We start from the raw sequence: 12446 nt of genomic DNA, 5'->3' as shown, positions 1-12446 counted from the left end.
AAACAAAAGGACTGAGATAGATCTTTGTCGAATTGGTTATTTACTGCCAATTTGAAGGGGTGTCTATCTTGCATATTAGTCAGGCGATACAATTCCTTGAAGACGAAGTTGACTTACCAGCTCTGAATCATCCGCTGCTCGAGAAAGAATACAAAAATAAGGTAACACGTTCTAAAATCATTATAAACCGGGTTAAAAAAATCGGCGACCTAGCTAGGTATTTAAAGCGATTTGAGACCGTGCCTCCAGTTGGCGACGACAAAAGGAAGCTATACGACAGGTTTAAGGAGCTGGGTTTAAAGGCATATGAGGATTTATATCCGGAGTTTGTAGCAAAATTCGGCCCATATCTCGACGACGTCACGGTTCTAGATGATTTTGTACTTGGTAGAGCTTATTCTTCTTGGGATATTTCAATCTACTCTCAAACCTATGACACTCAGTCAGGGATCTATTTAATTGGTAATGAGCCTAATTATCAAGCTATCTTTATCAAGGCGACTTTTGAGGATGGAAAGTACCCAAATGAATGGTTGGGAAGTTATGACGTATTAAAGTACTATATGTTCAGTTTGAAAGGGAACTTCAAAACAGATTACAAGTATAATACTGCGATCATTAATTCTGCAAACTTAAACGTCCCAATTTACGTATTTGAAAAGCAGAACGAACAATGTCATTTGAAAGGAATTTATCGTTATTCAAAAGACGAAATGGATCCTACTGATGGTTCACGCTGGTTCATACTAAACAAAATAGATTCACTATCTACGGACAAGGTTGTTACCCAGAAGGAGTATGAACAAGAAGTAAGTAAGCATGTTCAGACTTCGAGAATCCGTAATAAAGCTGAGCGGAGAACTCGTTTACATTCAGCGCCAAAGATACCCTCGACCGTAGTGGTTACATCCAATCAGTTTGTAAGAAATGCAGATGTGATTGTCGAAGTCCTTGAGCGATCCAAAGGAATCTGTGAAGAGTGTCGCAAACCGGCACCTTTCCTTAGAAGAGACTTAACACCTTATTTAGAAGTGCACCATAAGAAACCTTTAGCCGAGGGTGGAGAAGACACAGTGGATAATGCCGTGGCCTTGTGTCCTAACTGCCACAGGGCCGCGCATCACGCTGCAGATGTAATAACTGTAACAGCTGCAATCATTCAAACGGATGATCAGATTCTTATCGCCCGGCGAGGAGGCGATGATGATTTGGCAGGGAAATGGGAGTTTCCAGGCGGTAAAGTTGAAGGTAGAGAGAGTCTTGAGCAGTGTCTGCGAAGAGAAATTAAGGAAGAACTCGGTGTCAACATAAGGGTGCAAAGGTACTTTGGTGAAAGTGTGGTTCAGGGCTCAAATGGAACATACCGAATCATGGCCTTCATGGCAAAATTAATAAGTGGTGATCCTGAACCGACCGAACACAGTGAGCTAAGGTGGGTTACTGCTTCCGAACTTGATCAATATACGTTCTTGTCAGCTGATGAGATATTCGTAGATCTGTTAAAACGCTTGGCCGAAAAAAAGAAAAATAAACAACCGGTCCCGTCTAATTAGGCGGGATTTTTTGTCCCATTCTAGACATGGTGGTGGTGATTATGTAATGGCAAAAGAGAGAAGCCCAAATCGAGACATTGCCAAGAAGATGTGGCTGGACAGCGGCGGCAAAATGTTGCTTAAGGACATCGCTGCCGCGCTTGGTCTCGGGGAAACCCAGATTCGAAAGTGGAAGAGCCAGGACAAATGGGCGGCTGATCTGAATAGTAACGTTACCATTGAACTCAATAGTAACGTTACCAAAAGAAGGGGAGCGCCTAAAGGTAACAATAATGCCGTCGGCAACAAAGGCGGCGCGCCTCGAGGCAACCAGAACGCCAAAGGCAACCGCGGCGGGAAGGGCGGACCGTTCGGCAACAAGAAGGCGGTCACGACTGGGGAGCATGAGTCTATCTGGTTCGATACCTTGGACGAAGATGAGCAGGAACTTCTAGGGGAAATCGATACGGATCCAGCCACGCTAGCGGCTGAATCGATAGCACTATTGTCCATTCGTGAGCGTCGAATGCTTCAGCGAATCAAACGGTTGACCGGAGGCCTTACCGAGACCCAACGGCGGGAGTTGCAGCAACTCCGGACGATCAAGGAAGCTATCCCGGTTAATGATGAGCGTTCCGGCAAAATGAAGACGGTCATTAGTTCCCGCGATGAGCTGGTAGTGGCGGAGATCGAGGAGAAGACCGTCTCGGCTGTTGAACGCATTCTCCAAACCGAAGAAGGATTGACACGCGTTCAGGCGCAGAAGCTTAAAGCAATCAAATTGCTCTATGAGATCTCCAGCCCTGAACAGCAGGCGCGTGTCGATAAGCTTCGAGGTGAAGCCAGGAAGCTCGGAGTCAACGATGTCAAGGAGCCGCTCCACATCGTTGTTGATTATGGAGACGATGAGGAAGGCGATCAACCATGAACGCGGCTGTGAAGGTACAGTTCAACAGCCATTTCCGTCAGGTCAATCGTACGAAGCGTAGGTATCGTGCACTCCGCGGCAGCGCCGGCTCCGGTAAGTCCGTTAACATTGCTCAGGATTACATCCTTAAGCTTGGCGATCCGAAGTATGCTGGGGCAAACCTGCTCTGCGTACGGAAGGTCAATGAGACTAACCGCAACAGTACCTATGCGGAACTAGTAGGCGCGATCAACCGGATATACGGTGCACGCGCCGATGAATATTGGGAAGTACTACGGTCGCCGTTGTCGATCCGGAGCCGAGTAACCGGCAATGAAGTCATCTTCCGCGGTGTAAATCATGCCGATGACCGTGAAAAGTTGAAGTCAATCACCTTTAATCACGGCAAGCTCGTCTGGATATGGGTGGAGGAAGCGACGGAGCTTCAGGAATCGGACGTCGACATTCTCGATGACCGGCTGCGCGGCATTCTGTTGAATCCGAATCTGCACTATCAGATCACGTTCACGTTCAACCCGGTCTCGGCGCAGCATTGGATCAAGCGGAAGTATTTCGATTACGAAAGCCCGGATGTTCTGGCACATCATTCCACATACCGCCAGAATCGCTTCATCGACCCGGCGTATTACCGCCGGATGGAGCGGCGCCGCCTCGAGGATCCGGATGGCTACGCCGTGTACGGCCTCGGCGAATGGGGCGAGCTTGGTGGCCTGATCTTCAAGAACTTAGTCATACACGATTTCGATACATCATTCCAGATGTTCGATACGATGCATATCGGGCAAGACTTCGGCTTCAACCATGCAAATGCGATTCTCACCGTCGGCGTTAAGGATGGTGAGTTTTTTATTTGCGACGAAATATATGTGCACGAGCTGGACACCGGACAAATTATTGAGATGGCTGACCGCAAAGAACTGAGCAAGTATTTGTCAATGTATTGCGACTCGGCGGAGCCGGACCGCATCCAGATGTGGCAGAATGCCGGATATAATGCGACTGCAGTCGTCAAGGAACCAGGCAGCGTGCAGGCACAGATCGATTATTTGAAACAACGGAAGATTCACATTCACCCCGATTGTGTGAACACGATCAAAGAAATACAGCAATGGTCGTGGAAGAAGGACAAAAAGACGGGGCTTTACCTGGACGAGCCGGTTAATTTTATGGACGACGCCATGGCCGCACTGCGGTATGCCGCGGAGCCGCTGCGCCGGCCGGAGATGCACTACAGCAACCAGCGTTTCGGCAGTTGGTAGAAAGGAGATTCACATGACAATCAATTATTTGAAGAAGAAGTTTCCGCCGCCACCATTTGACAAGGAGACGGAGTCCATGTTGTATTATCGTGCGCTGTACGATGGCGATCACGCCGATATCTTCCCTCGCGCCAGGATGGTCGGAGCTGATCGGCGAACAAAGTGGCGCCGAAAGAGCCTGCGGGAATGGGAGCAGACACACGAGAGCATCCAGACCAATCACCCGTACATTGTGGCTAACTTCAGTTGCCTAGTTGCTGAGGTGCCGGCGGATCTGATCAACCGGGCGCTCGGCAACGTGTCGGCGGACATTGAGCAAGGAGAGGAGCTCGAATTCGTTTCTGCCGTCGTCTCGGCTTCGAAGGTCAACGAGAAGATATGGATGGCCGTAAACCAGCAACAGGTCGACGGCGCAATCGCCTACAGGGTACGCCGTAATGAGCGTGGCCGCGTGTGGTTCGAGTGGCTATTCGCCGACCGCTTCCTTCCCCATGACGACGAGCAAGGCGCGGACATAGCTTGGATTGAGGAATGGGGCGAAGCAGGCAACAAGAAGCGATTCCTCCGCGTTGAACGGCAGATGCTGTCCGACACTGGCCTGCAAGTCCAGCAGCTCGCGTTCAAGATGGAGAGTGACATGGTGAATGAGGAAGTTAACGTACGAGCTTACGGAGTGGAGTATGGCGTCGACGTGCCGGAGGATGCCGAGCTCCTGGGTGTAACCGAGCTACTTTGCGGCAACGTGCCGAATGAAGAGACGCTCGGTAATCCCCGTGGCCGCTCCGCTCTCCGGAACATTGACGTACTGCAGGAGGAGATCAACTGGACTATAACCCGCGACTCGATCGTATTTGAAAAGCACGGCAAGCCAAAGCTCGCGATTCCACGCGCGCTATGGGACACCGTTGCCGGACAGAACCAGAAGCATTACGGCCAGCGCTTCGTCCGAAACGCCGATCTGGAGGTTGTCAGTTACGATGAGAAGAACGGGGCCGTGCCGATGTATATTACTTGGGACGCCAAAACGGAGCAGAGCTTCGACCATGTAACCAGGCTGATCCGTTACATGCTTGCTGTCTCTAAGACATCGCTGCAGGCGGCCGGGCTGGAAGATGCAAAGGGCGATTCTGGCGTTGCGCTGCTGTACCTCTGGATTCAAAGCGTCATCAAGGCCGAAGCAGTGCAGAGCAAGTTTGATTCGGCGTTGAAGTCGGCCATTCGGAAGTGCACCATCCTCGAGAACGTACTCGGCGGCAAGGATATGGAAGCGAAGGATCCGATCGTCGAATGGGGCGACTTGCTTCCGCGGGCCGAGTCTGAGCGTGATCGGGAGGAGATGGAGAAGTATGCCGCAGGTGTGCAATCACTCGAGACGACCGTTCGGCGAATCCATCCGGACTGGTCCGAGAAGGCGATCGGTGAAGAAATTAAGAAAATCCAGGACGAGCAAGCAGCAGCGGGAGCTTTTAACCCGACATTTGCACAACCGCCTCGTGTGACGGTGTAGCATGGCGACGATGGAGCAGATTATCGCGTTGTACGTCCGTGCAGATGAACGGCTGCGGGAGCTCGTGCAGTCGCTGGAGGATGGTAGTATTGGTCGAAGGCGTAAGGAAATACTGATGCGCCATATCGAGGAAATTATCGCAGATCTGACGAGGCAAGCCGGGCAGCAGACGGCTGCCCTGATCGGAGATGAGTATCGTACTGGCGCAGCAGAAGCCGTTAAACAGATATCCGCGGTGGGAATGGCTCGAGAAGCCATTGATGAGACGCTGAAGCCATTAATCCATCAACCAGCAGCGCAAGCGATTATGGATGATGCGTTCTACTCAATCCTCGAGGCATCGGACAACATGAGCGCTGATGCCAAGCGCCGGATTGAGGATGCCGTCCGAACGGCAAACGAGCGCTCTCTTACTGAAGGGCTTAGCCGGCGCGAAGCGACGAAACAAGCCCTTGCTGACATCAACAATCGGGGCATCACCGGCATCGTGGCCAAAAACGGCGCACAGATCCCAGCGGACAAGTACATGAATGGTGTTATCCATTATCACCAGCGGAAGGCGCATGTCACCGGAGCCGAGAACATGATCGTTCAGAACGGGCTTGACCTGGTCTACGTCAATTTTGTCGGTATCACCTGCGAGTATTGCTCCAAGTACCAGGGCAGGGTGTACAGCATCAGCGGAAACGATCCGCGATTTCCCAAGTTAGAGATCCGACCGCCGTACCATTCGCACTGTGTTCATTCCATCTCAGCTTGGATCGAGGAGTACACACCGGCTGACGAGGTCGAGCGGATGATCGCTACGTCGAACCGACCGTTTACCGACAACAGGACGGAAGCAAATATCCGCCGTTACAATGAGATGCAGCGTGACAAGTCCTGGAAGAACGAGACCAGGAAGCAGTGGATCCGATACAAATCGGTGTTGCCGAACGACACGCCAGATCTACGGACGTTCGCGAGTCAGAAGGCGCGGGACACGAAGCGATACCGTGAGCTGCAAGAGAATTATCGTAGAGTCAACGTCCGAATGAAGAATGAATAGCAGTTTGCTCATTGACAACATACCTGTTTTATGGTTAGAACATAACTATCATAAATAAAGGAGTGTTGAACAGTGAAAGCATTTATTGTGAAGGTGCGTAAGAAGTCTGATAGAAAAGGGGATGTCCTCACATTTTGGGTACTCGAGACAGTCCCAGATATTGATGATCAAGAATTGTATAAATGCATTGAACAACGAGGCAAATTTCCCAATGGCGAAGAAAGATTGGGAAATGGTAATTATCGCTTGCTGAGCAGCGAAGAGGATGCATGGGAAGTGTACTACTTATTAGGCGATTCATACTCAGTGGGATCATTGACTATTTTTGCCCAGCAAGTAATGAACCAGAGTTATGACCAGCAGTACAAGAATTTCTGCGACGAGCTAGTAAACAAGTATAGAGCGAAAAAGCTGTAGAGAAGTTGAGGTCACTACATAGTTGTAGTGGCTTTTTCTTTTGTCCAAACCGTGGCATGACACTAAAAGGCTACTCGAGGTTAGTCCACCCGGACTTAAAACAGGAGGTCATTATGTACGAGACAATAGCAAGGCAATATCGATTTCGCTTAAATCTTCAGCTTTTTGCAGGGGATGGCGGTGGCTCTGGCGGCTCCGGAGGAGACGGCGGAGATGGTGGTAACGGCGGTGGCGCCGGCGGCGGGGAGAAGACATTCACTCAGGCCGAAGTAGATGCAATGATGGGACAACGATTGCCTCGTGCCGAAAAGGCTGCTCAGAAGGCATTGGTCAAGGAATTGGGTTTCGACTCCGTTGAAGCCATGCAAGCTGTGTTGAAGAAGTCGGAAGGCGGAGGCAAAGGCAAAGACGGTGATGGGGTGACGCTCACGATGGAAGATGTCGAAAAGCGTGCCAAGGAGCTGCTCGACGTCAGTCAAAAGGAACAAGCGACACAGACGTTTCAGCGGTTGCTCCGTGCCGAGGTAAAGGTTTGGGCGAATGAACTCGGGTTCGCTGATTGGGAAGATGCCCACGCCCTCGCTGATCTGTCCACGGTCAAGGAAGATGACAAAGGCAATCTGACTGGCGTGAAAGAAGCGCTCGAGGAGCTGCTGAAGAAGAAGCCGCATCTGGGAAAGCAGAAGCCAGGATCCAGCGCTTTTGGTGCGAACGTGCCTGGTGGTGGTGGTATCGACAAAAAAGACCGTCTTGAGCGAATGAAGAAGTTGGCACAAGAAACCGGAACGGCGGCACCGGCAGCCAACGATCCCTGGAAACGATAAGGAGAGTGAAATCAAATGCGACTGCAACCGAGAAACCGGTTCGAGGTCGACTCGGACTATGAAATTCTCGCATCGCTCGATGTAGTGCGGGAAGTAACGAACGGCATTACGATCGACGCGTCTGCCGTGACCGCAGACAGTGACGGCAATAAGATTATCAAGAAGGGAATGCCAATGGCCAAACTGACGGCATCAGGCAAATACGTACCTTATGATGCTGAAGGTGAGGATGGCAGCCAGAACCCGACAGTCATTCTCAAACGCACGGTCAACGTGAAAGGTGGCGATCATGTCGTCAGTGGCTATGAAGTGGCGAAGGTTATTTCGGCTCGTATTCCAGTAACTGTTGACGCCACATTACGTGGGAAAATGCCGCACATTGTATTTGCCTAATTAGAATTGAAGGGACTGAATAATATCTATGGATGAAGAATTGTTGTTGCTTGAAGAGGCACTATCTGGCGAGGAATTGCTGACGTATACGAGCAACGTCACAGTGCCGAATGATTACTGGCAAAGCGTGTTGTTCCCACCACAGCAGACGGACGAACTGACGGTGGATGTTATTAAAGCATCGTCCCGTCTGCCAGTTATGGCACAAATCGCTGAGCTCGGCACCGAGACGGCGTACGGCTCGCGCGAAGGTGTAGCCGGAACGCAAGTCGAGATCCCGAAAATTCAGCGTGGCCGCTGGATGGACGAGAAGCTGATCCGAATGCTGCTGATGGCCAACCAGGGCGGCGGACTGCGCCGGCAAGAGATAGCGTCGATCGTTCGTGAGCAGCTCAATGATGGAAAGTATGCTGTTGATGCCGTCCGCGCTCGCCGCGAGTGGATAGCGCTGCAGGCCGTTGCAGTCGGCGCGATTAGCTATGCCGAAGGGAACGTGAAGATCAGCGTCGACTACGGTTACGTCAACGATCAGAAGCCGATTCTCACGAGCACAGATAAGTGGGATGATCTTGTAAACTCGACGCCGCTTACTGATATTCAAACGTGGTTCCAGTACCAAGCTGACCGCGGCGTGCGCTTGAGCCGCGCCTTCACGACTCAAAAGATCATCTCGCTGTTGCTTCAGAACAAGTCGGTCCGGCTTGCTTATCACGGTGATCCGTCCGGCAGCGCAAACCCGCCGCAGCTCACCAAAGCCCAACTGGATTCCGTTACGGACTCGCTGGGACTGCCGCGTATCGTAGCTTACGACACGCAGGCGCGCACCGAGAATGATGCACTGACGGGCGGGAAGCTCGCATTTACGACGGTCCGCATGGCGCCGCTAGATCGCTTCGTCATGCTTCCTGACGGTCCACTCGGCAACTATTTGTGGGCTGAGACGACGGAATCCATGGTCGACGGTATCGAAGCAGAGCTGACTGGCGACATGGGCATTTATGTGTTCCGTGATCTGGTTAGCAAGCATCCTCTGCGATTGCGTACGGTCGGCGTTAACCTGGCATTCCCTGTATATCCTTACGCGGACAGCGTCATGTCGGCCACAGTCATTTAATGAGCGCCCCAGTGGCGCTCTATTCTTTTGAAAGGAGTTGAGAACGATGCATGTAAAATTAACAGCATTGACCAAGGTAGATGGTCAGTGGAGGCAACCGGGCGAAACCGTGAAGCTGCCAGACACCGAGGCGCGCCGGCTGATCAGAATGAAAGCGGCCGAAGCTGCCGGTGCAGAGCAGTTGGCGAAACCAACAGGGAAAGATGAAATCGAAGCGATGCGTGCCGAGATCACCCGTCTACAGGAGTTTGAACGCCGGCAGTTAGCGGCGGAAGCTGATGCCAACGCGATAGCAGAGAAGGAAGAAGCAGAGCGCAAGACTGCCGAGGCTGCTGCCGCAAAAGGCAAGGGCAAAGCCGGCACGAAGGATGATGCTGATGGACAGACTGACGGTAAATGATTGGATCGTCGACAACATGCTTGACTCGGAGGCTTGGCTCCGTGCTGGAGAGCAGAAACAATCTGTCGCTGTGAAGCAGGCAGAACGCAAACTGACTCTTTGGTACCCGGAGATTGAGCTTGTAGTCGCACTTGTCGCGTATCAAGCGGTTTGGGAGCTGCAAGGCGTCGACCCAGCGCTGAAGTATCAGAAGCATAATGTCAAAACAGTGCAGGATAGTGGCGAGTCCGTCACATTTAAGGATGGCGTACGGCCAGCGGTCGCTCCAGACGTTCTTGTGTTGCTCGGCCCTCCTGCTGGCGAACACGACGATGATGCAGTGGTACCGCAGTATGGCGGGATGCTGATATGAGTATCTTCGGGTACCCTGCTGCGGTGCGTCACTTTCATTCTGAGTTTGACGAATGGGGCCGGCCACTGCCGCCGGCTGAGACGTCGAGGGCTGCTAAGGTCGTCGAGGAGCAACGGCTAATTCTAGATGCTCGCGGCGAGGAAGTCCAGATCGCTTATACGATCCACATTGAAGGTGCGGTGCCGCTCGGCTTCGACGACTACTTCCTCTACACGGACCAACTTGGCGCGGAGTTGCGTATAGACGTGGCGCATTACGAAGTTCGGAAGTTCCTCGGCACCGATGACGTTAAGAAGGTGATCGTGTATGGCAAAGGGAAGCGGCTTTAGCTTCAACCTCGAAGGCATAGAGGTAATGGTCGGCGAGCTTGAGCGATTTACGGAAGAATTGGACAAGCAGCTCGAGGAAAAGCTTGTGAAGCTTGCTCATAAGGTTATCCACGATGCAAAGCGCTTAGCTCCGCTGGATGAAGGCGACCTCGAGGCAGCGCTCGTTGTTGGAGAAGTCATGCAAATGATGGGCCGGATGTATGTGGATGTGGGCACAAGCCCAGAAGTCGACCATTACGCCGTCGCACAACATGAAGGTTTCCGTGTTACATCGAAAGGCACGTTAGTCGTGTTTGAGCCTGGCGAGAAGACGATCAGCAAAGGATCATATAACGGTGAGCTCCCAGGCAAGAAATACCTCGAGCGCGCGCTTAAAATGAACGAGAAGCTGATCATTGAGGAATTATCGAAGATACTGGAGGGATGACCTTGCTGTCGGAGGACTTGATTAACTTTCTGGCCTTATCGGGCTTTAATGTATTCCCAGACGAGGGCTTCATCCCTCCGGGACTTCAGGATGATAAGTACCCTATGCTATTTGTCTTCGGCACCGGAGGCTATGCGCCTCACGATTACATCCCGCGTGACAGCCCGACGTTTCAGATTATTATCAAAGGCAAGTCGTACAAGACCAACCCTGCCAACAAAGCGATCGCTGAAGCAGAAGCCAAGCGCTTGATAGATTTCATGCACAAGCGAACCAATTACACCGCCGGTACCGCCTATGTATGGTCGAGCAGAGCGGTTCAGTCTAATCCGATCCCGCTGGGGCTCGATGATAAGGACAGGTCTATGTATTCGACCAATTTCATATTCCAAGTGAGAGGAGCATGATCAATGCCACGAGTTACCATTCCCCGCACTACTGCGGGGCTCAACGGCGTGGAAATGAGCACGATCGCAGCCGATGCAACCGACGGAATGCAGTTTCAAAACAATGGCGGCCAGTTGATGTATGTTGACAATGGTAGTGCAGCATCAGTCGATGTGACGATTACTATGGTGACCGACCGGTATGGCCGAAGCGGCACGAAGGTTATCTCCGTTCCGGCCGCAGCACAGCGTTATATCGGACCGTTCCTTATTGAGCCGTACAATCACGATGGTTCAGTCCATGTCGATGTTTCCGATGAAACCGATGTGCTAGTCGGCGTGCTGAGCTTGCCCTAATTTTAAAAGGAGGAGACAACGATGGGAGTTGCTGAACAGATTTACGCTGGACCTGGTATTTTCATCTGGGATATTAATCCTGATGGTACGGAGGCGGTTGGTGCCATCACTTTCGATTTGACGCAAGGTGGCATTAACCTGACCACTACAACGACGTATTTTGAGCCGACTGCCGATCAGACTGGCACTGCACCTTTGAAAACGGTGAAAACCGGTATGACTGCGAACGTCGCGTTTGAATCGGCCGCCATTGATTATTCGAAAGTCGTGAAGTTCGACACCGACGTAACGGAGGTTATCGATGGCACGAAACGAAGATATGACGTAACGGGTCTTGCGGGGCAGGTGTTGCCAGCGAAGCGCGCTGTTATCAAGCCGCAGGGAGTCACGGACCCGAATTTTTTTATCTACATTGCAAAATGTTCGTTGAAGTTTGATGCCAATTATGGTTTTGTACTGGACAACAATCTACGCATGCCGGTTAACGCTTTGGGGTATCCAGATCTGGATGCAACGCCGAAAGGCCTCGTCTATAGTTGGGGCGACATCACAGCAACGGCATAACTTTATGATTTTAGTGGGGAGCCGCGGCTCCCTTTTTCGTGTTTTCAAAAATCCCATAGGGGGAATCGTTATGCTTTCTATTTTCAAAAAAGACCGCGTACAGCTTGGTCGTAAGCAAGTGGAGGTCCCAAAGCTGACCCGCGCGCGCCTAAAGAAGTTGACCGAGCATATTGGCACGATCGGCGAGTATCTCGTCAAGCTCTTCCTGACCCCCGAAAATGACCGGGCGGTCTTTATCGTGGCGGCCGCCGACGTTGCCATAGATGAGATTTACGAATTGACCGCGCTATTGAGTGATTTGCCGATCGAGTACCTGGACGAGCACGCCAGCCTGGCGGAATGTACCGAATTTCTGAAGCTTACGTGGGAGCGAAACGATATTAACGCCGCCTTGGGAAACGTAAGCGGCCTGATTCCGCCGATGGCGCAGCAGTTCGTTCAGAGCATTCTGTCACGGATGGAACAGGCCAAAGGATAACATGGGACGAGTTTGCTCTGCGCTGTAGCATCGCACTGGGGAAGACACAATACGAGATTGAGAATGAGTATGCTTGGATAGACTTGCCAGAGCTGCTCGAGCACAGTGGTCAACAGCGCGCGCGGGATCTA

17 protein-coding genes are annotated in these 12446 nt (G+C 51.7%); all 17 read left to right on the top strand.

Annotation, left to right across the window (positions count from 1 at the left end):
• Window positions 1-68 precede the first annotated feature (68 nt).
• Complete coding sequence (locus ACX1C1_RS21525) at window positions 69-1553, top strand: NUDIX domain-containing protein (RefSeq protein WP_458954191.1); 1485 nt, start codon at window positions 69-71, stop codon at window positions 1551-1553.
• 46 nt (window positions 1554-1599) lie between these two features.
• Complete coding sequence (locus ACX1C1_RS21520) at window positions 1600-2460, top strand: phage terminase small subunit-related protein (protein ID WP_458954190.1); 861 nt, start codon at window positions 1600-1602, stop codon at window positions 2458-2460.
• Window positions 2457-3719 carry a PBSX family phage terminase large subunit gene (locus ACX1C1_RS21515; protein ID WP_458954189.1) on the top strand — a complete coding sequence of 421 codons (1263 nt, stop codon included), beginning with the start codon at window positions 2457-2459 and terminating at the stop codon, window positions 3717-3719. The genes ACX1C1_RS21520 and ACX1C1_RS21515 overlap by 4 nt, the downstream gene beginning before the upstream one ends.
• A gap of 13 nt (window positions 3720-3732) precedes the next feature.
• Window positions 3733-5226, top strand: a complete 1494-nt coding sequence (locus tag ACX1C1_RS21510; protein WP_458954188.1) for a phage portal protein — start codon at window positions 3733-3735, stop codon at window positions 5224-5226.
• A gap of 1 nt (window position 5227) precedes the next feature.
• Entirely contained in the window at window positions 5228-6274 is a 1047-nt protein-coding gene (locus ACX1C1_RS21505; protein WP_458954187.1) for a phage minor capsid protein, read from the top strand.
• Window positions 6275-6346: 72 nt separating this feature from the next.
• On the top strand, window positions 6347-6691 hold the full coding sequence (locus ACX1C1_RS21500; RefSeq protein ID WP_458954186.1) for a hypothetical protein: 345 nt from the start codon (window positions 6347-6349) through the stop codon (window positions 6689-6691).
• Between the two features lie 113 nt (window positions 6692-6804).
• Window positions 6805-7515 (top strand): scaffolding protein, encoded by a 711-nt coding sequence (locus ACX1C1_RS21495; RefSeq protein WP_458954185.1) that lies wholly within the window; start codon window positions 6805-6807, stop codon window positions 7513-7515.
• Window positions 7516-7530: 15 nt separating this feature from the next.
• Window positions 7531-7908, top strand: a complete 378-nt coding sequence (locus tag ACX1C1_RS21490; RefSeq protein ID WP_458954184.1) for a head decoration protein — start codon at window positions 7531-7533, stop codon at window positions 7906-7908.
• A gap of 28 nt (window positions 7909-7936) precedes the next feature.
• Window positions 7937-9022: a major capsid protein gene (locus ACX1C1_RS21485; RefSeq protein ID WP_458954183.1), complete on the top strand. Its 1086-nt coding sequence runs from the start codon at window positions 7937-7939 to the stop codon at window positions 9020-9022.
• Window positions 9023-9068: 46 nt separating this feature from the next.
• Window positions 9069-9422, top strand: a complete 354-nt coding sequence (locus ACX1C1_RS21480) for a hypothetical protein (protein ID WP_458954182.1) — start codon at window positions 9069-9071, stop codon at window positions 9420-9422.
• Window positions 9400-9774 carry a hypothetical protein gene (locus tag ACX1C1_RS21475; RefSeq protein ID WP_458954181.1) on the top strand — a complete coding sequence of 125 codons (375 nt, stop codon included), beginning with the start codon at window positions 9400-9402 and terminating at the stop codon, window positions 9772-9774. The genes ACX1C1_RS21480 and ACX1C1_RS21475 overlap by 23 nt, the downstream gene beginning before the upstream one ends.
• Window positions 9771-10103: a hypothetical protein gene (locus tag ACX1C1_RS21470; RefSeq protein ID WP_458954180.1), complete on the top strand. Its 333-nt coding sequence runs from the start codon at window positions 9771-9773 to the stop codon at window positions 10101-10103. Before ACX1C1_RS21475 ends, ACX1C1_RS21470 begins: the two co-directional genes overlap by 4 nt.
• Window positions 10081-10530: an HK97 gp10 family phage protein gene (locus ACX1C1_RS21465; RefSeq protein ID WP_458954179.1), complete on the top strand. Its 450-nt coding sequence runs from the start codon at window positions 10081-10083 to the stop codon at window positions 10528-10530. The genes ACX1C1_RS21470 and ACX1C1_RS21465 overlap by 23 nt, the downstream gene beginning before the upstream one ends.
• 2 nt (window positions 10531-10532) lie before the next feature.
• The gene (locus ACX1C1_RS21460; RefSeq protein ID WP_458954178.1) at window positions 10533-10937 is read left to right on the top strand and encodes a minor capsid protein; all 405 of its coding nucleotides are present in this window, start codon (window positions 10533-10535) and stop codon (window positions 10935-10937) included.
• 3 nt (window positions 10938-10940) lie between these two features.
• The gene (locus ACX1C1_RS21455; protein WP_458954177.1) at window positions 10941-11273 is read left to right on the top strand and encodes a hypothetical protein; all 333 of its coding nucleotides are present in this window, start codon (window positions 10941-10943) and stop codon (window positions 11271-11273) included.
• Window positions 11274-11294: 21 nt separating this feature from the next.
• Window positions 11295-11837 (top strand): hypothetical protein, encoded by a 543-nt coding sequence (locus ACX1C1_RS21450; protein ID WP_458954176.1) that lies wholly within the window; start codon window positions 11295-11297, stop codon window positions 11835-11837.
• A gap of 70 nt (window positions 11838-11907) precedes the next feature.
• On the top strand, window positions 11908-12315 hold the full coding sequence (locus ACX1C1_RS21445) for a hypothetical protein (RefSeq protein ID WP_458954175.1): 408 nt from the start codon (window positions 11908-11910) through the stop codon (window positions 12313-12315).
• The last annotated feature ends 131 nt before the right edge of the window (window positions 12316-12446 follow it).

It is taken from the genome of Paenibacillus sp. strain BS8-2, from assembly GCF_054483835.1.
This window is presented reverse-complemented; position numbering and strand designations above follow the sequence as displayed.

What these genes read in the sequence shown, in the direction of transcription:
- ACX1C1_RS21520 (WP_458954190.1), top strand. Translation starts at nt 1,600, where the DNA reads ATGGCAAAAGAGAGAAGCCCAAATCGAGACATTGCCAAGAAGATGTGG.
- ACX1C1_RS21515 (WP_458954189.1), top strand. Translation starts at nt 2,457, where the DNA reads ATGAACGCGGCTGTGAAGGTACAGTTCAACAGCCATTTCCGTCAGGTC.
- ACX1C1_RS21510 (WP_458954188.1), top strand. Translation starts at nt 3,733, where the DNA reads ATGACAATCAATTATTTGAAGAAGAAGTTTCCGCCGCCACCATTTGAC.
- ACX1C1_RS21505 (WP_458954187.1), top strand. Translation starts at nt 5,228, where the DNA reads ATGGCGACGATGGAGCAGATTATCGCGTTGTACGTCCGTGCAGATGAA.
- ACX1C1_RS21495 (WP_458954185.1), top strand. Translation starts at nt 6,805, where the DNA reads ATGTACGAGACAATAGCAAGGCAATATCGATTTCGCTTAAATCTTCAG.
- ACX1C1_RS21490 (WP_458954184.1), top strand. Translation starts at nt 7,531, where the DNA reads ATGCGACTGCAACCGAGAAACCGGTTCGAGGTCGACTCGGACTATGAA.
- ACX1C1_RS21485 (WP_458954183.1), top strand. Translation starts at nt 7,937, where the DNA reads ATGGATGAAGAATTGTTGTTGCTTGAAGAGGCACTATCTGGCGAGGAA.
- ACX1C1_RS21480 (WP_458954182.1), top strand. Translation starts at nt 9,069, where the DNA reads ATGCATGTAAAATTAACAGCATTGACCAAGGTAGATGGTCAGTGGAGG.
- ACX1C1_RS21475 (WP_458954181.1), top strand. Translation starts at nt 9,400, where the DNA reads ATGGACAGACTGACGGTAAATGATTGGATCGTCGACAACATGCTTGAC.
- ACX1C1_RS21470 (WP_458954180.1), top strand. Translation starts at nt 9,771, where the DNA reads ATGAGTATCTTCGGGTACCCTGCTGCGGTGCGTCACTTTCATTCTGAG.
- ACX1C1_RS21465 (WP_458954179.1), top strand. Translation starts at nt 10,081, where the DNA reads ATGGCAAAGGGAAGCGGCTTTAGCTTCAACCTCGAAGGCATAGAGGTA.
- ACX1C1_RS21455 (WP_458954177.1), top strand. Translation starts at nt 10,941, where the DNA reads ATGCCACGAGTTACCATTCCCCGCACTACTGCGGGGCTCAACGGCGTG.
- ACX1C1_RS21450 (WP_458954176.1), top strand. Translation starts at nt 11,295, where the DNA reads ATGGGAGTTGCTGAACAGATTTACGCTGGACCTGGTATTTTCATCTGG.
- ACX1C1_RS21445 (WP_458954175.1), top strand. Translation starts at nt 11,908, where the DNA reads ATGCTTTCTATTTTCAAAAAAGACCGCGTACAGCTTGGTCGTAAGCAA.